Raw genomic sequence first — 21,356 nt, forward strand, 5'->3', positions numbered from 1 at the left:
CCCCCAAGGCCACCTTTGTTGCGTTGAACGCAACAAAGGTGGCCTTGGGGGACGGTTGTCAGCGCGCGATCGGGAGGGTGATCGACGAGAATGCGCCCGGCCGCCGGTGCACGGTGTAGACGGGGGCGGGGCTCTGTTCCCGGCGGTTGCTCTCGCGCACGTCGGCGCCGGTGACGGTCACCCGCAGGCGGTGTCCCGCCGGGACCACCGTGGACACCGGCAGCAGGTCGAAGGACACCCGTTCCGCCCTGCCCGGCCGCATCGGCTCGGCGTCGCGCTCGAACGCGCGGTGCCACGGCGTGCCCAGCACGTCGTAGGGCGCCTCCGCGGTCTCCCGCAGGGACAGCCGGAGCCTGCCGTCGGTGAGGATGCGCACGCTGCCGTCAGGGGCGACGGACTCGAGATAGGCGAACACGTTGCCGTCCGCCGCGGTCGACGAAAGCCGCAACGACACCACCGGGTGGCCGGTCAGCTCGATGTCGCCCGCCAGCGGTGCGCTCGTGTAGGTGAGGCCCTTCTCGTCCTGCGGGCAGGTCTGGTTCAGCCCGACCGGCTCCGGACAGCTCACCGAGTAGTCGACGCGGTATTCGTCGGTGCCGCCTCGGGGAGGCCGCGTGGTGAGGCCGCCGTCGTTCACCGACCCGACCGTGCCGGTCGGACCGTCCGCGAGGTAGTACCGCACCGCGCGCTGCTTCGGCGGCCACGACTCCGCGGAGCGCCACCGGCCCGACTCACCGGAAACGGTGTAGTAGTGCACCGGCGGCTCCGCCATGATCCCGTTGTCGATGCCCTTGAGCCAGTAGTCGAAGAACCGGTGCCGCTCCGCCACCAGGTCGAACCCGTCGTGGCCACAGTGCGGCCACGGACCGATGAGCACCTTGTGCGGGTTCGACAGCGACGCCGCGCTCACGAGGATCTCCTTGCGGAAGTCGTCGTCCCAGCCGTCGTAGCTGTAGATCGGCACGCCGGAGCGTTCGATCTCCTGTGAGTGGGTGGCGACGCTGTAGTCGAGCCACGGCCGCGCGCCGACCGAGTCCACGTAGCTGTCGCGGAACGGGGCCTGCCGCCACATGTCACGCAGCACGGTGTTGTCCCGGTGCTGCAACGCGGCCTGGTACAGCAGCTCGCCGTCCGGGTCGGCGTCGACCGGGAGGTTGCGCAGGTCCTCCTCGAGTGTCCGGTTCGGACCGACGCCCCAGTTGGCGCGGATGCCGCCGCGCTCGAAGCCGTCGTACTTGTGGAAGGAGTAGTTGCCCGCGAAGACGGCCTTCAGGTGCGGAGATCCGGCCGTCGCGGCGTGCATCGCGGCCTCGCCGGTGTTGGAGCAGCCGAACACGCCGAGCTGCCCGTCGCTCCAGGGCTGCGTCGCCAGCCACTCCATCACGTCGTATGCGTCGGCCGCCTCGGTGCGCGAGTGGTAGCCGGTCATCGTGCCGAAGGACGCGCCGTTGCCCCGCCGGTCGACGTACGCCACGACGTAGCCGTACCGGGTCAGCTCCGCCATGCCGCTGGTCACCCCGCGCAGGCTCACCGAGCCGTCCTCGGCCCGCGAGGCACGGCTCAGCTGGTGCTCCCACACCACCGGGTGCGGTGTGTCCACCGCACGTCCGTCGACGGCGGGCCGGTAGAGGTCGACGGCCAGCCGCGTGCCGTCGCGCATCGGCACGTATTGCGACGTGCGCACCCATTCGTCGTAGAGCACCTCCGCGTAGCCCGAGTACTCACCGGGCCGCGACACCCGCGGCTCCGGCTCCGCCACGGCGGCCGGCGCCGCCGTGCCGACCAGCAACAACGTCGCGAGCGTGGCTTGCCAGAACGCTCTCACCTGTTCTCCTCGCCGTAGTAGGGACGGTTGAAGACCGGAGGCCGGTACCCGAGATAGCGGTCCGACCCGGCGAGCCGGTTCATCGCCTCGGCGTTCGTCGGGCCCCAGTGGCCCGTGCGCAGCCGGTGGGCCATGGCGACGATCGCGGCCTCCTGCTCGGCCGTGGTGAACGTGCAGTGCCCGGCCGTGCCCAGATAGGTCTGCCGCAGCAGCGCGGCGTTGCCCTCCTCACGCACCACGGCGCCGTAGGACTGTTGCTGCGCCATCGTCGAGATCTGGTCGCCGACCGGGTTGACGGTCAGCACCGGGATCCGCAGGTCGCCGTCGAAGACAATGCCTTGCTCCAAAGTGGACACCGCATGGCGGTCGGGCCGGATCCGGGGAGCGCCGGCGAGCACGCGCAGGTCGGCGGCCAGGTCCAGTCCGGCGCGCGCGTAGAGCTCGCGGACGGCGCGCCGGTGCGCAGGCTCGGCGAGCGCGAGCTGGCGGGCGTAGTCCACCCCGGTGTTCCAGGACGGGTTGCCGCCCGTGAGCTGCTCGATGGCGCGCCTGCTGCTCATCGCCTGGCCCAGGTACGGCAACGCGCCACCGGACAGCGCGAGGTACATGCCCTCCTGGAGGGCCTCCGGGTCGCGCGCGTCCGGTTGCGGCGTCGGCTCCCCCTCGGCGGTGAGGCCCCACGCGGGCAGCTGGCCGATGGCGGCCGCGAGCGCGATGCGGGCCCTGCCCCCGGGTGTTCGCTGCGCGGCTCCCACCGCCGCGAGCCACGCCCGCTGCGCACGGGCGACGTCGGCGGCGATGCCGGTCACCGGGAGCGAGGTGTCACTGAACAGGAGTGTCTTGAGCGTGAACACGGTGTCGAGCTTCTGGTTCCACTGCCCGACGGCTCCGCCGAGACCACCGCAGAACGGCACCGCGGCGGCGAAGCGGTCCGGGTGCACCTGGGCGACACCGGCCGACACCATGCCGCCCATGGACCGTCCCGAGGCGATCGCCCAGCGCGCGTCGCCGAACGCCGCCTCGAACCGGTCCAGCGCGGCGGCCTGGTTGTCGATCGCGGCGGCGATGTCCCAGCCGGTGACGGTGCGGCTGGTGCCGCCGACCGCGTAGCCCAGTTCGATGAGGCGCCGCGCGAGGGCGTCGTCGGGCGCCCTGCTCGCGAAGTCGAGGTCCACCAGCACGATGCCGTTCCACTGGGCGGGCCGCACGAACCGGTAGGGCGTGCCGTCGGCGAGGGCGCCCTCGGCGCACTGGTGCCGCACGGATGTGCCCGAGAGGCACATGTGAGCGGGTTCGGCGGCCGCGACCGAGGGCAGACCCGCCGCGGCGAGCAGGAGGGCGAACACGGCCGCCAGGCGGCGGAGCACCGTTGCGCGCATGGGCTACTCCCCCGCCCGGAAGTTCTTCGCCGACACCGACCACCCCGGCACGCCGCACAGCCCGCAGGCGTCACCGAGGAAGTAGGCGCGCGCGGCCCGGTCGCCGTTGAGCGTGAAGTCGAGCCACTGCACGAGTGTGGTGACGGCCTCCTCGCGGATGGTCGCGTCGGTGTCGCCGTTCCGCACGCCGTACCAGAATCCACTGTGGCCCGCCGACGGGTTGCTCGCCCGCACCGCGGGCACCGTCACCAGGTCGTAGTTGGCGATGGTGTTCTCGTGCGCCTGGTCGGTTGGCCCGCCGTCGAGGAACAGCACCGGGGTGTGCAGCTTCGCCAGCTCCGCCCTGCCGTAGCCGTAGCGGCCGTCGGCGAAGAAGCCGCTGTTGAGCGAGAGCACGGACGTCACGCGGGGATCGGCGCCCGCGACGAGGGCCTCCAGCCCACCGCACGAGTTGCCCGCGACCGCGACGCGCTTCGTGTCGATGCGATGCCGCAGCGCGCTGTCCGCGCGCCGGTTCTCCCGTTCGGCCCAGGTGATGCCGTCCAGCAGCACCTCGGGCACGGGCGTGCCCTTCTCGTCGTAGGTGGGGTTGCCGAAGCCGCCGACCGACACCACCAGGAACCCGTGCGCGGCCAGCAGCATGTGGGTTCCGATGAGCACGTGGTTGCTGGTGTGCCTGCACGCACCGTTGCCGAACACGACGACCGGCAGCTTCCCCCGCACGGCACGGAGATCGGCGGGCCGGTACACGGTGTACTCGGCGGCGAGGTCGCGCGCGTGCCGAGCGGGCTCCCGCACGACGGCGTGGAACGTGTCGATCGCCGCAACCCTCGGCGCGGCCGACGGCGACCGCGGCTCCGGCGGCGAGGACAGCGCACTCGCGGCGGTGACCACGAGAACCGTGGCGAATGCGGTGACGAGCGGAAAGCGGAGCGACAGCTTCACGGCACAATGCCTCTCTCTCCTGGCGCCGCGCCGAGCCCGGATGGAGCTCCGTCGTCGAGCGCCCGCAACAGGATGAACTACTTGCGTGTCGACCGTCAATGATCGTGTTGCCTATCGGGGAGCAGGCGGCGGCCAGCCTAGACTCGGCGCATGAGCGCGGACGCCGGGCCACAGCATTCGCAGCGACTGCTGGGCACGTTGCTCGGCGACTACTGGTTCTGGCGCCCAGAGCACCTGCCGTCCTCGGCGCTTGCCGGGCTGCTGTGCGAGTTCGGGCTCACCGAGACCGCCGCGCGCGCCGCCATCCGGCGGGCGGCGGCCCGCGGGCTCATCGTGGCGTCGAGGTCGGGTCGCACCACCGCCTACGGCGTGCCCGCCCGTACCCACGAGCTGATCGTCAACCACCTGAGGCGCCTGCTGGAGTTCGGCGCGGAGAAGCGCGAGTGGGACGGCAGGTGGACGTTCGCGATGTTCTCGATCCCCGAGGACCAGCGCGAGAATCGCCGCACGCTGCGCAGCCGCCTGCGCTGGCTCGGGTTCGCGCCGCTCTACGACGGCGTCTGGGTCTGCCCATGGGACACCGGCGCGGCGGCGCTCGACGTGCTCACCGAGCTGGCGGTCGAGGCCGCGACCGTCTCCCGCGCCGAGTTGGCCCCCACCACGCCGGAGCCCGGACACCCGCTGCGCGCGTGGAACCTGGATAGCCTCCGCACGTCATACCTGACCTTCCTCGACCGGCATTCCGGACTACGCGCCCGCGTCGCCGCGGGCGCCGTGGGCCCTGCCGAGGCACTCATCGGGCGCACGCTGCTCATGACCGAGTGGCGCGCGTTTCCCGACCTCGACCCGGACCTGCCCGGCGAGCTGCTGCCGGACGACTGGCCCCGGCGCGAGGCCCGGCAGTGCTTCATCGACATCTACGACACGCTGGGCCCGATCGCCGAGCAGCGCTTTCGGCAGTTGCTCGCGCCGCACGCCCCCGCGCTCGCCGACCTCGCCGCCTACCGCACCAGCGACGACATCGCGCGAGGGGAGCCCGCCGACCAGGCCGACTGGCCCGCCGAGGGGGCTTCGAGCTGGGCCGGCCCGATCGGCAGAGACCTCGACCAGCAATAGGCAACTCGTTCTTGTCCTTGCGGACACGAGTGTGTAGCCTTTCGCTCATCCGTCCGGCCCGCACAGCCGGTCACCCGATGTCTCAAAGTGGAGGCAGTCGTGTCCACTCCCGCCTCGCCCGCTCACCCCGCACGGCGTTCCCCCGGCGTGCGAGCCCTGCTCGCCGGCCCGATGGGCGCCTGCCTGGCCAACTACGAGTTCGGCATCTACGGCACGATGTCGGCGCTCGTGATCAACGAGCTGTTCTTCCCCTCGCTCAGCCCCACCGCGGGCACGCTCGCCGCGTTCACCACGTTCGCCGTCGGCTTCCTCGCTAAACCGTTGGGAGGCTTGCTTTTCGGGCGCGTCGGCGACCGGTTCGGCCGGCGCACCGTCGTGGTCTCCGCACTCGTGCTGATGGGGTTCGCGACCATCGGCATCGGCCTGCTGCCGACCTACGCGACGATCGGCGTCGCGGCACCGGTCCTGCTGACCGTGCTGCGCCTCGCACAGGGGCTCGCCGTCGGAGGCGAGTGGGGCGGCGCCGCGACTCTCGCCGTCGAGCACGCACCCGCTCACCGACGTGGTTTCTGGGGCGGCATGGTGGGCATCGGCGGCCCGATCGGCTCGATCCTCGGTGTGCTCACAGTGCTGCCGCTCTCGGCAGGCCTGTCGGAAGCGGCGTTCCTCTCGTGGGGCTGGCGCGTCCCGTTCCTGGTGAGCGCCGTGCTCGTGGCCGTGGGCCTGTGGATCCGCCTCGGCGTGGACGAGTCGCCGGTGTTCCGCACCGAGGTCGCCACCCGCATCCGACCGAAACACGACCTGTGGCGCGTGCTGACCCACAACGGCAGGCCCATGGCGCTCGTGTTCTTCCTCGCCGGCGCCGCGGTCACCGGCATCTACCTGCTCAACACCTACACGCTGTCGTACGCGGTGAACCACGCCGGGCTCGACCGCTCCACGATGCTCGGCTTCATGACCACGGCACAGGTCATCGCCGTCGCCGCCGCCCTCGTGCTGCTGTCCCGCATCGACCGCATCGGCCTCGCGCGCCTGTACCAGTGCAGCGCCGTCGCGCTCGCCGTGGTGGCGTGGGTGCTCTTCGCCGCGCTCGACAGCGGCAGCAGCGCCGTGGTGATCGGCGCGCTCGCGCTCGGCCAGATCGCGGTCAACGGCATGGTCATCTCGTCGGTGCCGATCTACGTCCTGCTCTTCCCGCCCGCCGACCGCGTCACCGGCGCCGGCTTCAGCTTCAAGACGAGCGACGCGATCCTCGGCGGCACCACCCCGCTCGTCGCCGGACTCCTCGTCGAGGCCGCGGGCGGAGCCTCGTGGGTGGTGGCCGCGTACGTGACCCTCCTGGTCGCCGCCGCCGTCACCGCGTGCGCGGTCGGCAGGCGCCTGCTGCTCCGCACCACCGCCCCCGCGCCGGAACCACACCAGACGACCAGGGAAGTGAGCGCATGACCGCACCGAGGCCGGCCCAGCCGGACGAGCACGACTTCGACCCGCTCGCCGAGGAGACCTTCACGAGCGCGCACGAGACCTACCGCGAACTGCGCGGGCGCTGCCCGGTGGCCCGCAGCCAGACCTACGGCGGCTTCTGGGCCCTGTTCCGGCACGCCGACGTCACCGCCGTTCTCTCCGACAGCGACACGTTCACCACCAGCGTGCAGAACGTGGTACCGAAGTTCGCCTTCACCGGGCGCCGCCCGCCCCTGCACCTCGACCCGCCCGAGCACACCGACTACCGCCGCGTCATCAACCGGTTCTTCACCAGGGGCAGGATGACCGCGCTGGAACCCGCCGTGCGCGGCCACGCCGGGCGCCTGCTCGGCGAGCTCGTCGCCCGGGGTGAGTCCGACATCTCGGCCGATTACGCCCGCGTCTTCCCCGCACACGTCTTCGCCGACTTCTTCCACCTGCCACTGCACCTGGCCGAACGGATCGAGCAGATCAGCGCGGAGTACGTGCGGGCCATCCAGGTGGTCGACGACGAGGAGGTGAAGCGCAGCAGCAGGCTGCTCTACGACATCGCCGCCGAGGTGATCGACCACCGGCGCGACGCCGCGCTCGACCCCGGCGACGACCTCACCACGGCGCTGCTCGCGGCCCGCCCCGGCGGCGAGCCACTGCCGGACGACATGGTGCTCGGCTGCGTCCGCCAGCTGCTCGTCACCGGCATGGTCGCGCCGAGCGTCTTCATCGGCACGATGCTCGCGCACCTCGCAGAGCACAAGGACCTGCAACGCCTCCTGCGGAGCGCCCCGGAGCGGATCCCCGCCGCCGTCGACGAGTACCTGCGGCTCTACACGCCGTACCGCGGCATGTCCCGCACGGCGAGGCGCGACGTGGTGATCGGAGGGCGGCTCATCCGCAAGGACGAGCCGATCGCACTGGTCTACACCTCCGCGAACCGCGACGAGAGCGTGTTCGAGGACGGCGAGAACTTCGCGCTCGACCGGCCCAACCTCCGCGAGGCGATCCCGTTCGGGGCGGGAATCCACGCCTGCCCTGGCGCCCCGCTGGCGCGGATGATGCTGCGGGTCACCCTGGAGGAGTTGCTGACGCGCACCACGGACTTCCACGTGGCGGGCGAGATCCTCATGGCTCGCTGGGCGGAATGGGGCACGAGGTCGGTTCCGCTGGCCTTCGAGCCCGCGGCCCCACCGTCCTGAGCACGAGCAGGCCGCCGATTCCGGGCACCAGCGACGCGATGCGCGTGGCGGCCCGCCGGTCGCCCCGGAACGCGAGGACGACCACGAACAGGTAGGCGCAGCCGTGCACGGGGCCGGTCACGGAGGACACCGGTTCCCAGTGCGCGGTGAGGAGGTTGAGCAGCAACACGGCGAGCGAGCCCGCCTCCGCGGCCGCGGCGATGCGCAGCATCCGCCGGGAACCCACCGTCACGCTCCCGTCGTGGAACCGGGTCGCACGATCATCAGCACCGTCACCGCGGCCCACAGCAGGTTGAACATGCCGGTGTACATCGCGAGCCGCGCGGGCGTCCGGGCGTCGTGCTCGGCGGGTTCCTTCGAGAGCCCGCCGAGCAACCCTTCCTGGCGGGGCAGCACCAACAGCACGAGCACCGCCGCCGCGCACGCCGTGAGCGCCATGGACACGATCAGCCACGCGTCGCCCAGCACCCCGAGACTGCTCGCCGTGGCGAGACCGAACACCGGGACGACGATCCCGACCATGGCGTAGACGCGGCAGATGCGGTGCAGCGTGCGCAGCACCGTCAGCTCACGGGGACTGCCGGACGCCGCGCGCCGCGCGACGGCGGGGAACATGCTCGCGGCCACCGTCACCGGGCCGATCGCGATGATCGCGGCCAGCACGTGGACCGCGAGGAGGAACTTGGTCACGCGGCCGACCGTAACGGCGCCGGTTGATCACGAGAAGCGGCTCGATGGCCACGTTCCAACGGATTCTCGCCAACACCCAACCTGCGCCGTGGCGCTAATCCCAGCCGGTCACAGCGTTGGCCGGAATCAGGCGGTCGGTTACCGTTTCGCCATGCACACGGTGGCTGTCCTCGCGCTGGACACGGTGGTTCCCTTCGACCTGTCCACGCCGATCGAGGTGTTCACCCGCACCCGGCTGCCCGACGGTCGGCAGGCGTACCGGGTGCGGGTCTGCGGCGTCACGCCGGAGGTCGACGCGGGCACGTTCGCCCTGCGGGCGCCGTGGGGACTCGACGCGCTCACCGATGCGGACACGATCATCCTGCCCGGCTGCGCCGACCCGGCGCGCCCGGTGCCGGAACCGGTGCTGGACGCGTTGCGGCGTTCCGCCGCCCTCGGCACGCGGATCGCCTCGATCTGCACGGGCGCGTTCATCCTCGCCGCCACGGCCCTGCTCGACGGGCACCGGGCCACCACGCACTGGGCCGCCGCGAGCACGCTCGCTCGGTGGTACCCCGAGATCGCGGTCGACCCCGACGTGCTGTACGTCGACAATGGACAGTTCCTCACGTCGGCCGGAGCGGCGGCGGGACTCGACCTGTGCCTGCACCTGATCCGCAGGGACTACGGCTCCGCCGTGGCCGCCGACGCCGCCAGGCTCTCGGTGATGCCGCTCGAACGCGAGGGCGGGCAGGCGCAGTTCATCGTCCACGACCAGCCGCCGGTGCCCCGCGGCGCGACACTCGAGCCGCTGCTGGCCTGGCTCGAGGACAATGCGGCGCGGCACCTCACGCTCGACGACATCGCCGCGGAGGCGGGGATGAGCACCCGCACACTCAACCGCCGCTTCCGTGAGCAGATCGGGACCACCCCGCTGCAGTGGCTGCTGCGGGCGCGCATCCGGCAGGCCCAGCACCTGCTGGAGGCCACCACCCATCCCGTCGACCGCGTCGCCACGCAGGTCGGTTTCGGCTCCCCCACCGCGTTCCGCGACCGCTTCAAACGGATCGTCGGCACCAACCCGAACGCCTACCGCGCCGCCTTCCAGCGGACCGGCGCCCCGGCCTGAGTCACTCAGTCCCAGCGGAACAACCAGGCGGCAGCGGCCCCGGAGAGCACCGTGGTCACCGCGAGCGCGAGGAGCTGTCCCGGCTCGGGCGTCAGTCCGGCCCAGCAGTCGCCCAGCAGGTCAAGCGCCGCGCCGAAGGGCAGGTACGCGCCCGCGTCGGCGAGCCAGCCGGGAAGGTGCTCCCGGCCGCCGAAGCCTCCGCCCATCGCGAGGAACCCGAAGAACAGCGCCAGTCCGATCGCGACGGCGGCGTTGACCGTCGGGGCGATCGCCGCGACGAGCATGCCGACGGCGTACATCGCGGCGACCGTCAGCAGGAACACGCCGATCGCGCCGGCGAGCGAGCGCGGGACGGTGAGGTCGAACGACAACCGCGCGAGCGCGAGCGCCAGCGCCACCCCGAGCACCGTCTGCACCAGGCTCACCACCGCCTGCGCGACAAGCACGAGCACCGGATGCGCCGGCGTCACCGAGAGCCTGCGCAGCACCCCGGTGGTGCGGTAGGCCGCCAGGAACGACGGCATGTTCACGATGCCGATGAGCGCCACCACCATCGCGATCGTCATCGGCACGATGTAGGCGTCGAGCGCGGGCAGCCCGCCGAACGCGGGAACGGGCGTGCGGTCGGCGCCGAGCCCGTTCATCACCATGATCAGCATCGGCAGGCCGAACGGCACCACGAGACCCGCGGTGTCCCTGGCGACGAGTTTCGCCTCGGTGAGCGTCAGCCTCGCCCACGCGGCGGGGCCGGGACGCGCGGCGATGATCGGCTCAGTCATGGGGGTTCTCCTCGGTCGCGCGGCCGGTGATCGCGAGATAGGCGTCGTCGAGGGTGGCTTCCTCCAGCCGCAGCGCGGTGATCGTCACCGACCTGCGGACCAGCTCCGCGGTGACGACGGGAAGCGCCTCGCGCGTTCCGCTCACCACGAGCTCGCCGTCGTCCTCCCGCACTCCGGTGACGCCGGGCAGTGCCTCCAGCACGGCCAGGTCGAGCGGCTCGCTCACCCGCAGCCGGATCCGCTGCCCTCCGCCCTCACTGGCCACGAGCGCGTCCGGGGTGTCGAGGGCCACGACCCGGCCGCGATCGAGCACGGCGACCCGGTCGCACAACCGGTGCACCTCCTCGAGGAGGTGACTGACGAGCACAACCGTCACACCCGTGTCGCGGATGCGCTCGACGATCTCCCAGATGTTCCTGCGGCCATGCGGATCGAGGCCGGTGCTCAGCTCGTCGAGCACGGCGATCCTGGGCCTGCCCACGAGTGCGAGCGCGATCGAGAGCCGCTGCGCCTGCCCGCCGGAGAGCTTCCCGAACGGGCTGTCCCACTGCTCCCCGAGCCCGAGGTCGGCCACGAGCCGCCGGGGGTCGGCTCCGTCGCGGTAGAAGGATCGGTAGAGGGTCACCGCCTCACCGACCCGCAGTGCCTCCGGCAAGTACCCCTGCTGCAGCTGCACGCCCAGCACCTGCCGGAGCCGGGCCCGGTCGCGCCGAGGGTCGAGCCCGAGCACCCGGATCCTGCCCGCGTCGGGCTTGCGCAGCCCCGAGACGCACTCGACCAGTGTGGTCTTGCCCGCGCCGTTCGGGCCCAGCAGCCCGAAGATCTCCCCGCGCTCCACGGTGAGGCTGACGTCGTCGGCGGCCACCGTGGCGCCGTACCGTTTTCGCACGCCGTCGATCTCGATCACGGCCATGTCTCCTCCGCTCTGCCGTCGTGCCGCAGAAGGTAGGCAGGGCGGCCCGCCCAGTGCAGGTGCCAGAGGTCATGATCGGCGACCATGACTTCCGGCACGGGTCACCGCCGGGCGCGCTGCGTAGCCTGGGGCGATGAGCGAGTCACGGCTCGAGATCTGGACGGCGGCGAGCCTGGTCGCCGTGTCCCTGCTCGTCGCGGTTCCCGTGGTGATCGACCTGTTCGGCGACGCCACCGCGACCACGGGCCCGGCCTGGGCGTGGTGGGCCTGCTACCTCGGCTACCTGGCCCTGCTGGGGCTGATCTTCGCGGGCTTCGCCAGGCGGCCGGTCATCGTGCTCGTGCCGCTCGCGCTGTGCGCGGCCGGCACCGTTCTGCTCGCCGCACGCGCCGGGTTCACGCCGATCCTGCTCGTGTTCGTCACCGCGTGCGCGGCGACGCTGGCGTCCCGGCGGCTCACCGCCGCGTTCCTCGCGGCCAACACCGGCGTGGTGGCACTCGCCGTCGTGGTCGCGGGCGGCCCGTTCCCCGATGTCGCGCTGACCTCGCTGGTCTACGCCGCGCTGCAGACGTGCTCGGTGTGGGCGGTGTGGAGCGAACGGCGCGAGCGGACCGCCCGCGAACGGCTGGCGGTGGCCAACACGGAGCTGCGGGCGGCGACCGCGCTGCTCGCGGAGTCGAGCCGGTCGAGGGAGCGGCTGCGCATCGCCCGCGAGCTGCACGATCTGCTGGGCCACCAGCTCACCGCGCTCGTGCTGGAGCTGGAGGTCGCCTCCCACCACCGGGGCGACGCCGCGGCCGAGCACGTCCTGCGGGCTCGAGGACTCGCCAGGGAACTGCTGGGCGACGTCCGCACGGCCGTCGGCGAGCTGCGGTCGCGCCCGCCCCGGCTACGCGAGGCGCTCGCCGAGATCGTCGCGGACCTGCCGCGGCCACGCGTTCACCTGAGCGTCGCCGACGACATCGAGCCCGACGAGGAGTGCGCCGTGACGCTCATTCGCTGCGTGCAGGAGGTGGTCACCAACGCGATCCGGCACTCGGAGGCCGAGAACCTGTGGCTACGTGTGGACCGCGCCGAGTCCGGCGAGATCACGCTGCGCGCCGAGGACGACGGGCGCGGCGCGGAGCTGCTGCGGATCGGCAACGGGCTCACCGGCGTGCGCGAGCGCGTCGAGCAGCTCGGTGGACGCGTGAGCTTCGAGAGCAGACCCGGTTTCCGCGTCGACGCGACGGTGCCGGCGCCGTGATCCGCGTGTGCGTGGTCGATGACCAGACGATCGTCCGGCACGGCATCCGCAGCCTGCTGGAGCTTTCCCCCGAGGTGACCGTCGTCGGCGAGGCGGGCGACGGCGACGAAGCGCTCGCGGTGATCGAGGAGTCCCCGCCCGACGTGGTGCTGCTGGATCTGCGGATGCCCGGCAGGGACGGCATTTCCACGCTGCGCGAGCTACGTGCCCGCGGCAGTTCGCTGCCCGCGCTCGTGCTGACGACGTTCGATGACGACGAGCTGGTGCTCAGCGCGCTGCGCGCGGGCGCGCACGGCTACCTGCTCAAGGACGTGACCCTCGAACAGCTCATCGGCGCGATCCGCACGCTGGCCGAGGGCGGCACGCTGGTCCAGCCTGCGCTCACCGACCGCCTCCTGCGCGCCGCGGGCAACCTGCCGCCGCAGGAGGAGATCGACGACCTCCCTCCGCCGCAGCCGCTGACCACCCGGGAGCTGGAGATCCTGCGGCTGCTGGCGGGCGGCTACGCCAACCGGGAGATCGCCGCGGCACTGCACCTTGCCGAGGGCACGGTGAAGAACCACGTGTCGAGCCTGCTCATGAAGCTCGGCGTGCGGGACCGGACGCGGGCCGTGCTGCGCGCGCTGCAGCACGGCCTGCTCACCGGACCGGGCTCTGCGGATACGTCCGTTCCGGGCGCCTGAACCACGCCGTCGCCGCGGGAGCGAGTGTCCCCGGCACCACGACGCTCCACAGCACGATCGTGATCGCGCCGGAGGAGCTGGATCGACGGGTCCCCTTCGGACAGCGTCAGCGCGCTGCGGCTGCCGCTCCGCGAGCGGGCCGGGCACCCCGCGCACGCGCAGGATCAGCAGGTCCACTGTGGTCCTGACCGGCCCGCGCCCGTCACCTCGCAGCGAACACCAGCTCGTCGCTGTAGCGGGCCGAGCCGTCGGGGTTGTCGCCCAGGTAGAAGCGCGTCGACATGGTCCGCTCGCCCGTGTCCAGCACCGAGCGCCACAGCGTCCGCACCGGGTGGGCGCCCGCGTTGCCCGCCTCGTATCGCACGTCGTCGAGCGCGGCCCGTAGCGCCGGACCGGACAGCTCACCCTTCTCGTTCCACCGGTGCAGCGAGCGGTACCGCTGGTAGGTCTCCATCGTCTCCGCGTTGTCCTCGGGCAGGTTCGCCGGATCCGGGTGACGGTGCAGGTAGTGGTTGGTGACGCACAGCGCCGCGGAACCGGCGTCGACGATGTGCTCGTCGCCGCCCGGTCCGCGCTCCCAGACGAACGCGTCCCCCGAGGCGTCGGCGACGAGGTAGTGCAGCGGCGCGCCGAGGTCGTACTGCTTCGCCCCGAGCAGGGCCATCCGGGCCTGCTCCGCCGTCGCGCACGTGTCGAGCACGAACCGGGGCAGCTGCGTGCTGCCGAGCCCGACCTGCGGGCCCGCGTCCACCGGAGCGCCGGCAGCCTCGGCGTCGGCGATCAGCAGCGCCACGGTGAGGCCGTGCTCGTTGACGCCCTCCATGCAGCCGTCCAGCTCGTTCATCGTGAGCACCGTGGTGGCGGGACCGTCGTCGGGAACACTCGTGATCACATAGGGCCGCGAGGCCATCGGCGGGCCGGTGTCCTCGATCGTCTCCCCGGAGAGCATCGCGAACAGCGCCGCCTGGCTCGTGACGAAGAAGTCGTAGTTGCGGCCGACGAGCCCCCTGCCCTCCTCGGTGAGCGAGGGCGGGCAGAAGGTCACCGAGCAGGCCGAGCCCTCGGGGACGCCAGTGAACGAGTCGAGGAACACCGCGGCATCCGGGTCCACGCCTGCCGCCGAGGCCGCCCCGCGCAGGCGGGCGGCGTGCTGCGGCCAGTGCGTCGCGAACCACTCGCGCCGGGCCCGCGCCCGCCGGGGGTCGGCCGCGAGCGGCCGCCAGCCATAGGTTTCGCGGGCCGCGTCGGCGAGGCCCCTGCCGATTTCGGTCTGGCTGCCGGTGAGCCGCAGGCCGCGGACCGTCATGAAGTCCCCAGCGCGGCCACCCACGAGTATCTCGCTGTGCGTGGTCATCGCATCTCTCCTTGTCGTTGAGCCGGTTCCCGCCACATCGGCCAGATCGGTGGGCCGTCGGGCAGGGTGATCGGGTCGCCGATCGTGTGGAAGCCGTGCCGCTCGTACAGCGGACGGCTGCGGGCCGAGCTGGCCTCCAGGTAGGCGGGCAGGCCCTGCTCGTCGGCCTTCGCCAGCCGCTCTGCGAGCAGCGTTCGGGCGAGCCCGCTCCCCTGCCGTCCCGGCTCGACGCCGAGGAACGGCAGGTAGAGGTGGGCCCGGTCGTGCGGGTGCCGCCGCCCCGCCAGGTCCGCGAACGTCACCAGACGCCGCACGTGCGGCAGCAGCTCCGGCGGCACCTCGCCGTCGGAGCCACCCATGACCGACTCGCCGGCCGCCAGCGAGAGCCATACGGCCACCGCCGCGCCACCACCGGCCACGGCCAGCTCGCCCTCGGCCGCCGACCGCGACACCAGTGGCGCGAACAGCCGCTCGGCCGCCCGCGGCCGGGACTCGTCCTCGGGGAACAGCCAGCGCGACACGGGGTCGTCCTGGAACGCCGCGACGAGCACCCCGACGCTCGCCCTCTCATCGATCGCCATGCGTACAACGTACCCATCGTCGGAGCCGATTAGGTGATATTGAGGCGAATATGGGGGACATCCCTACCTAGTGCACTAGTACAGTTGGCCCATGAACGCCGTACCTCCCTACCTGCGCATCGTCGCCGAGATCCGGGACCGCATCGCCGACGGCGAGCTGGGCCCCGGCGATCGCGTCCCGTCGGCGCGGCAGATCGTCCGCGAGTGGGGTGTCGCGATGGCGACCGCGACCAAGGTGCTCGCGACGCTTCGCCGGGAAGGGCTCGCCGAGGCCCGCACCGGCGTCGGCACCGTCGTGCGCGCTCCGTCGGCGCCGCCCGTCCGCCGAACCGCCGAGGGGGTGCTGACCAGGCAGCGGGTCACCGAGGCCGGTATCGCGATCGCCGACCAGGAGGGACTCGGCGCGGTGTCGATGCGCCGCGTCGCCACCGACCTCGGTGCCGGGGTGATGTCGCTGTACCGCCACGTGGCCGGCAAGGACGAGCTGGTGCTGCTGATGGCGAGGGAGGTCTTCGCCCGGAACCAGCCGCCGGTGCCCGGCCCGGCGCGCTGGCGGGCGAAACTGGAGCTGATCTGCCGGCTGCAGTGGGACGCCTATCGGCGCCATCCGTGGCTGCCGGGGCTCGTCTCGATGACCCGGCCGCTGCTCATCCCGGAGGCGATGGCGCACACCGAGTGGACGCTCGCCGCGCTCGACGGGCTCGGACTCGACCCGGACGAGCGCCTGCGTGAGGCGATGGCCCTGCCCGCGCTCGTCCGCGGGCTCGCGCTGTCGGCCTCCGCGGAGCGCGAGGCCGAACGGGCGAGCGGGCTCACCAACCAGCAGTGGTGGCTCGCGCTGTCCGGCGAGGTGAACGCCGTGCTCGGCACCGGACGCTTCCCCCGGCTCGCCGAGACGAGGGGCGAGGTGGCGGAGGACCTCGACGGGGTGCTGGCACTCGGGCTGACCCGCCACCTCGACGGGCTCGCCCTGCGAGTGGCCCAGGTCTCCCGGCGCGACCGGCAGGGGCACCGAAAGCCCCCAAGGCCACCTTTGTTGCGTTGAGCGCAACAAAGGTGGCCTTGGGGGCCGTCACGAAATCTCCGTAGTCGCGTACGTAGCCCTCCCGATGTGTCTGTGCCAGGAAACCGCCAACCTGGAAGCACGACCGATTCCCGGTACGGAGAGACCCATGCCCATCGACTCGCATCCGCAGCCCTGCCCCCACTGCCGGCGCCCCACGGTGCTCATGTCCTACCACTGGGGCCGTCAGTGGGTCCACGTCGGCACCTGGCGTCCCCGGTGCGGCGCCCCGACGTGGGCCCGGCGGGCCGCGACGCGTACCGACGGCCGCGTGACCCCGCACGCGGCCTGAGGCGGCGGGCCTCTCCAGCCTGGCGACGCGTTACGGAGCAGGTACCACCCGTACCGCGCGCCAAGGCGCGGCGGGGCCGAGGGCGTTCTCCCCGCAGCCCTCCGCCCCGCCGCGCTCCTCCAATCGCGTTCCGGCTCCCCGGTCCGACTAGACTTCGGTGCGTGACTGCGCCGATGATGCTGCGCGGTTCCGTGGGCAACCTGCCCGCGGATCTCACCACGTTCGTCGGCAGGCGGCAGGAACGCGCCGACGTCAAACGCCTGCTCTCCGGCAGCCGCCTCGTCACGCTCACCGGACCCGGCGGTGTCGGCAAGACCCGCCTCAGCCAGCGCGCCGCGGCCGACGTCCGCCGGGCGTTCCGCGACGGGGTGTGGTTCGTCAGCGTTTCGTCGGTCAGCAGCTCCGCGCTGCTCGCCGCGACCGTGGCCAAGACGCTGGGCCTGCAGACGCAGCCCTCCACCCGGGTCGAGGACTCCCTCGTCGAGCATCTCGCCTCGCGCAGCACGCTGCTGATCTTCGACAACTGCGAGCACCTCGTCGGCGCCTGCGCGGGACTCATCGACGAGTTGCTGCGCGCCTGCCCCGAACTGCACGTGCTGGTGACCAGCCGCGAGCCGCTCGGCATCATGGGCGAGAACGTGCTGCCCGTCGCCCCGCTACCCGTTCCTCCTGACGAACCCGGCACGAGCGGAGACCCCACCGCGTACGAATCCGTCGCCCTCTTCGTCGACCGGGCCCGGTCCGTGGTGCCCGGCTTCCAGCTCACCGAGGACAACCGCGACGCGGTCGTCACCGTGTGCCGTCACCTCGACGGCATCCCACTTGCACTGGAGCTCGCCGCGGTCCGGCTGCGCGGCCTCTCGCCGGCCGAGCTCGCCGAGCGGCTCGCCGACCGCTTCCAGCTGCTCAACTCGGGCAGCCGCACCGCACCGGACCGGCAGCGCACCCTGCGCGGCTGCGTGGACTGGAGCTACGACCTCTGCACACCCGCCGAGCAGGACCTGTGGGCGTGTGTCTCGGTGTTCTCCGGCGGGTTCGAGCTGGACGCGGCCGAGGCCATCTGCGGTGGCGCCGAACCCATGGCACTGCTGGAAATCCTGCTGTCCTTGGTAGACAAGTCCATTGTGGTCTCCGAGGAGGCGGACGGCCGGATGCGATACCGCATGCTCGAGGTGATCGCCCAGTACGGGCTCGAACGGCTGCGGGAGGCGGGTCAGGAGCACGCGGCGAGGGTCCGCCACCGCGACTTCTACGCCGCGCTGGCGGACCGTTCGGGAGCGGAGTGGATCGGCTCAGCGCAGCGGGAGTGGATGGACCGGCTGCGCCGCGACCACCTGAACTTCCAGGCGGCGCTGGGCTTCTGTGTCGACGAGCCCGGCGAGGAGGAGGAAGGGCTGCGCATCGCGGGCGGGCTGCGGGAGCACTGGCTGCGCTCCGGCGCGCTCGATGAGGGCAGGCACTGGTTCGATCTGCTCCTTGCCCGCGGCGACTACTCCGCCGAGACCTGCGCGCGGGCGCTCTACGCCGCGGCCTGGCTGGGCGTGGTGCAGGCGGATGTCGGCTACGCGGCGCCGCTCATCGAGCGGGGCCGCAAGACGGCGGGGGAACTGGACGACGTGATGCGCGCCCAGTTCGACAACCTCAACGCGATGACCTCGGTCCTCACCGGCGACACCGCCACGGCGATCGCGGACAACGAGCGCGCGCTGGCGGTCTTCCAGTCAGCCAACGCGGTGAACCAGGAGATCAGCGCGCTGATCTCGTTGCAGCTGGCACACGGCTCCGCGGGCGACACCGAGTCCGCGCTGCGCCGCCACGCCGAGTGCCTGCGCCGCTGCGAGCAGATCGGGGACTACTGGTTCCGGTCCTACAGCCTCTGGCACGCCGGCGTCATGTACTGGCAGCGCGGCGACGCCGAGCGGGCGATCACGACGCTGCGCGACGCCCTGCGGCTCAAGCGAGACCTCGCCGACCAGCTCGGCGCGGCACTGTGCATCGAGGGGATCGCGTGGGCGACCGCCGAGCGCGACCCGCAGCGCGGCGCCGTGCTGCTGGGCGTCGCCGAGGCCCGCCTCGACGCGCTGGGCACCCGGGCGAGCAGGCTGCCGTGGGCGGCCGCCCCCCATCAGGCTTGCGTGGAGGAGCTGACGCGGACGCTCGGAGAACGGCGGGCCACGCGAGCGCGGGAGAAGGGCGCGCACCTCGGCGCGGGCGAGGGGATCGACTTCGCGCTCGAGGAGGAGCCGGACGCGCCGGCACCGGACGCCACCAGACCGGCGCCGACCTCACTCACCAAGCGGGAGAACGAGGTGGCCGAGCTGGTCGCGCAGGGCCTGTCGAACAAGGCCATCGCCAGCACTCTGGTGATCTCGCAGCGCACCGCCGAGACCCACGTCGAGAACATCCTCAGCAAGCTCGGCTTCACCTCCCGCGCCCAGATCGCGGCGTGGCTGGCGCGCGAAGCCGACTGAGCGTCCTGACGGCCTGCGCTTCTGACAGCTTGCGGACAGCTCCACCGGACGAGTGCGGCGGCGCCGTTACCGTGACGGCTCACCCGAGCTGGAAGGAGCCTCGCGATGCGCACCGGACCCGGATTTCTCGCGGTCGCCGTGGCGGCGATCGCCCTGGTGCTGCCCGCGTGCGGAGCGGCCGAGCCCGGCCCGCCGCCGAACGTGTTCCTGGAGTACGCCAGGTCGGGCGAGGTGAAGAACGACCGGTTCCCCACCGACACCTCGGGCGAGGACCGGCTGGCCAACTTCGCGGCGCACTACACCCCCGAGCAGCTGCAGACCCGGTTGTTGTCGGCCTTCCCGTGCGCGGAGAGCGAGGAGTGCAGGCCGAACGCGCGCGTGAAGCAGGCGTGGCACGACTTCGCCGGGCAGGACGGAGAGCTGTTCGGGCGGTCGGTCGTGGCCAGGTACGAGGACGGCTCGCTGGAGCTGGTCACGCTGTACGTCGCGCGCAAGGCCGACGGCGCGACGCTGGTGATCGACTCGAAGGGTGGCACCTACAGCGGGCTGGAGGACTTCCGCGACAACAACGACCTGTTCGGCACCGGGGACTGGATCCTCGCGCCGCGCGACCTGACTGCCGTGCCCGGCGAGGGCGAGATCGTCACGGTCACCGGGCAGCTCCCCGTCCGCTGGCAGCCGTGGGTGTTCGGCGGCGCGGGCGCGACGGTGGTGCTCGCCGGGACCGCGGTGGCGCTGCGCCGGCTCCGGGACCGGCGTGCCGACGCCGCCGTGGGCTGAGCGTCGCGGTGGGCTGAGCGTCGCGGTGGTTCCGCCCGCCGCTCCCGGCGCCTACGGTGAGCTGGTGGAAGCGCCGGACTGGTACGCCGCGTTGTGCGACGTCGTCGAGCTGGGCCACGTCGCGGGTGGCGACGATCTCGCCTGGATCGTCGCGCGGGCGGGCTCGCGGGTGGGCATGGACGTCGAGCTCTACCTCGCCGACCTCCCCCAGCGGCGGCTCCACCCGCTCCGCACCGACCTCGCCGAGCCGCTGGACATCGACAGCACGCTCGCCGGGCGCGCGTTCCGCCTGGTCGAGCCGCTCACGACCACCGACCGCACCACCGGAAGGCCGGCGCTGTGGGTGCCGGTGCTCGACGGCACCGCGCGGATCGGTGTGATCTCCTTCGTGCTGCCCGAGGGCGCCGACGCGGCCGACCGGGACCTCGTCGCGCGGTGCTGGACGCTGGCCGGGCTCATCGGCCACCTGTGCGTCACCAAGTTCCCGCAGAGCGACACGCTGCACCGGCTGACCCGGCCGAAGCCGCTCGCGGTCACGGCGGAGCTGCTGTGGCAGCTGCTGCCGCCCCGGACGTTCGCGTGCCGCGACCTGACGGTCAGCGCCGTGGTGGAGTACTACGACCAGGCGGGCGGCGACGGCTACGACTACACCACGCAGGGCACCGTCGGGCACGTCGCCGTGTTCGACGCGACCGGTCACGACCTGCAGGCAGGGCTCGTGTGCTCGATGGCCCTGGCCGCCACCCGACGGGCCCGCAGGGCAGGCCGGTCGTTGCGGGACATCGCACACGAGGCCGACGAGATCCTGCGCGCGAACGCGGCCGGTTCCCGGTTCACCACGGCAGTGCTGGCGGAGCTGCGGCTCGACACGGGCGTCCTGTCGTACCTCAACGCCGGCCACCCGCCGCCGATCCTGCTGCGCGGGGGCAAGGCGCTCAAGGAGCTGCCGGACGGCAGGCGGATGCCACTCGGGCTGCAACACCTGAGCGCGAAACCCGTGGTTCCCGGCAGGGAACGGCTCGAACCGGGCGACCGGCTCCTCCTCTACACCGACGGCATCACGCAGGCCCGTGACGAGCACGGCGAGGAGTTCGGGGTGGAGCGGCTCACCGGGCTCGTCGAACGCCACTGCGCGGCCGGCCTGCCCGCGCCCGAAACCCTCCGCCGGATCAGTCATGCCATGCTGGAGCACCAGCAGGGCATCCTCCATGACGACGCCACCCTGCTGATGATGGAGTGGCCGACCCCGCCGCACCCCAGCCTGCTCCCCACGAGTCTCTGAGCACGGCGTCCCGCGTGGACCCGCCGGTTCGTGAACGGCGGATCACGGGCGTGGAGACGACGGGTGAACGCGCAGCCGGACATTGGTCCACATAGGACCATCGAGCGTGAACCAGGTGCGGTCCAGACAACTGCCCAGCAGGACGAAAACCCGCTCATCTGAGCAAAATCAGCGCGATCAGAGCTACGCGGC

20 protein-coding genes are annotated in these 21,356 nt (G+C 72.3%); 11 read left to right on the top strand and 9 right to left on the bottom strand.

All coding sequences use genetic code 11. From position 1 onward, the window contains the following. Positions 1–58: 58 nt before the first annotated feature. From DI005_RS11775 to DI005_RS11785, 3 genes are read right to left on the bottom strand one after another with little or no spacing between them, the layout of a single operon-like run. Positions 59–1,825, bottom strand: a complete 1,767-nt coding sequence (locus DI005_RS11775; RefSeq protein ID WP_113642126.1) for a CocE/NonD family hydrolase — start codon at positions 1,823–1,825, stop codon at positions 59–61. Then, positions 1,822–3,204, bottom strand: coding sequence for a hypothetical protein (locus DI005_RS11780; protein ID WP_233520096.1), 1,383 nt, complete (start codon positions 3,202–3,204; stop codon positions 1,822–1,824). Before DI005_RS11780 ends, DI005_RS11775 begins: the two co-directional genes overlap by 4 nt. 3 nt (positions 3,205–3,207) lie before the next feature. Continuing rightward, positions 3,208–4,149, bottom strand: coding sequence for a hypothetical protein (locus tag DI005_RS11785; protein ID WP_113642127.1), 942 nt, complete (start codon positions 4,147–4,149; stop codon positions 3,208–3,210). 150 nt (positions 4,150–4,299) lie between these two features. Here DI005_RS11785 and DI005_RS11790 point away from each other — a divergent pair, with 150 nt between their 5' ends. The 3 genes from DI005_RS11790 (at position 4,300) to DI005_RS11800 (ending at position 7,922) form a co-directional block, all read left to right on the top strand. Next, complete coding sequence (locus tag DI005_RS11790) at positions 4,300–5,265, top strand: PaaX family transcriptional regulator C-terminal domain-containing protein (RefSeq protein ID WP_113642128.1); 966 nt, start codon at positions 4,300–4,302, stop codon at positions 5,263–5,265. A gap of 99 nt (positions 5,266–5,364) precedes the next feature. Beyond that, positions 5,365–6,711, top strand: a complete 1,347-nt coding sequence (locus DI005_RS11795; protein ID WP_147263840.1) for an MFS transporter — start codon at positions 5,365–5,367, stop codon at positions 6,709–6,711. After that, positions 6,708–7,922, top strand: coding sequence for a cytochrome P450 (locus DI005_RS11800; RefSeq protein ID WP_113642130.1), 1,215 nt, complete (start codon positions 6,708–6,710; stop codon positions 7,920–7,922). Before DI005_RS11795 ends, DI005_RS11800 begins: the two co-directional genes overlap by 4 nt. Here the strand turns inward: DI005_RS11800 and DI005_RS11805 are convergent. Continuing rightward, positions 7,849–8,154, bottom strand: coding sequence for a DUF3817 domain-containing protein (locus tag DI005_RS11805; RefSeq protein ID WP_233520097.1), 306 nt, complete (start codon positions 8,152–8,154; stop codon positions 7,849–7,851). The two genes, DI005_RS11800 and DI005_RS11805, sit on opposite strands and share 74 nt — an antisense overlap. Continuing rightward, complete coding sequence (locus DI005_RS11810; protein ID WP_113642131.1) at positions 8,151–8,612, bottom strand: DUF2269 family protein; 462 nt, start codon at positions 8,610–8,612, stop codon at positions 8,151–8,153. The genes DI005_RS11805 and DI005_RS11810 overlap by 4 nt, the downstream gene beginning before the upstream one ends. 151 nt (positions 8,613–8,763) lie before the next feature. Between DI005_RS11810 and DI005_RS11815 the strand changes: the two genes are divergently transcribed. Beyond that, entirely contained in the window at positions 8,764–9,720 is a 957-nt protein-coding gene (locus DI005_RS11815) for a GlxA family transcriptional regulator (RefSeq protein ID WP_113642132.1), read from the top strand. A 5-nt stretch (positions 9,721–9,725) separates the two neighbouring features. Here the strand turns inward: DI005_RS11815 and DI005_RS11820 are convergent, their stop codons facing one another. Next, positions 9,726–10,499, bottom strand: a complete 774-nt coding sequence (locus DI005_RS11820; protein WP_113642133.1) for an ABC transporter permease — start codon at positions 10,497–10,499, stop codon at positions 9,726–9,728. Then, on the bottom strand, positions 10,492–11,412 hold the full coding sequence (locus tag DI005_RS11825) for an ABC transporter ATP-binding protein (RefSeq protein WP_113642134.1): 921 nt from the start codon (positions 11,410–11,412) through the stop codon (positions 10,492–10,494). Before DI005_RS11825 ends, DI005_RS11820 begins: the two co-directional genes overlap by 8 nt. Positions 11,413–11,545: 133 nt before the next feature. Between DI005_RS11825 and DI005_RS11830 the strand changes: the two genes are divergently transcribed. Together DI005_RS11830 and DI005_RS11835 are read left to right on the top strand one after the other, a co-directional pair. Continuing rightward, entirely contained in the window at positions 11,546–12,658 is a 1,113-nt protein-coding gene (locus DI005_RS11830) for a sensor histidine kinase (RefSeq protein ID WP_113642135.1), read from the top strand. Continuing rightward, positions 12,655–13,341, top strand: coding sequence for a response regulator transcription factor (locus DI005_RS11835; protein ID WP_113642136.1), 687 nt, complete (start codon positions 12,655–12,657; stop codon positions 13,339–13,341). Before DI005_RS11830 ends, DI005_RS11835 begins: the two co-directional genes overlap by 4 nt. A 202-nt stretch (positions 13,342–13,543) precedes the next feature. On the opposite strand, the gene DI005_RS11840 is transcribed toward DI005_RS11835, so the two are convergent. Both DI005_RS11840 and DI005_RS11845 read right to left on the bottom strand, forming a co-directional pair. Next, entirely contained in the window at positions 13,544–14,695 is a 1,152-nt protein-coding gene (locus tag DI005_RS11840; RefSeq protein WP_113642137.1) for a C45 family peptidase, read from the bottom strand. Next, entirely contained in the window at positions 14,692–15,276 is a 585-nt protein-coding gene (locus tag DI005_RS11845; RefSeq protein WP_113642138.1) for an N-acetyltransferase, read from the bottom strand. The genes DI005_RS11840 and DI005_RS11845 overlap by 4 nt, the downstream gene beginning before the upstream one ends. 91 nt (positions 15,277–15,367) lie before the next feature. On the opposite strand from DI005_RS11845, the gene DI005_RS11850 reads away from it, so the two are divergent. The 5 genes from DI005_RS11850 (at position 15,368) to DI005_RS11865 (ending at position 21,164) form a co-directional block, all read left to right on the top strand. Further along, positions 15,368–16,321, top strand: a complete 954-nt coding sequence (locus tag DI005_RS11850) for a GntR family transcriptional regulator (protein WP_113642139.1) — start codon at positions 15,368–15,370, stop codon at positions 16,319–16,321. Between the two features lie 127 nt (positions 16,322–16,448). Beyond that, positions 16,449–16,631 (top strand): hypothetical protein, encoded by a 183-nt coding sequence (locus DI005_RS37935; RefSeq protein WP_137094186.1) that lies wholly within the window; start codon positions 16,449–16,451, stop codon positions 16,629–16,631. 161 nt (positions 16,632–16,792) lie between these two features. Further along, complete coding sequence (locus DI005_RS11855; protein WP_147263841.1) at positions 16,793–19,102, top strand: LuxR C-terminal-related transcriptional regulator; 2,310 nt, start codon at positions 16,793–16,795, stop codon at positions 19,100–19,102. Between the two features lie 105 nt (positions 19,103–19,207). Then, complete coding sequence (locus DI005_RS11860) at positions 19,208–19,882, top strand: hypothetical protein (RefSeq protein ID WP_113642141.1); 675 nt, start codon at positions 19,208–19,210, stop codon at positions 19,880–19,882. 64 nt (positions 19,883–19,946) lie between these two features. Then, complete coding sequence (locus DI005_RS11865) at positions 19,947–21,164, top strand: PP2C family protein-serine/threonine phosphatase (protein WP_369973571.1); 1,218 nt, start codon at positions 19,947–19,949, stop codon at positions 21,162–21,164. The last annotated feature ends 192 nt before the right edge of the window (positions 21,165–21,356 follow it).

This window comes from Prauserella sp. PE36 (assembly GCF_003311655.1).
Taxonomy (GTDB): domain Bacteria; phylum Actinomycetota; class Actinomycetes; order Mycobacteriales; family Pseudonocardiaceae; genus Prauserella_A; species Prauserella_A endophytica.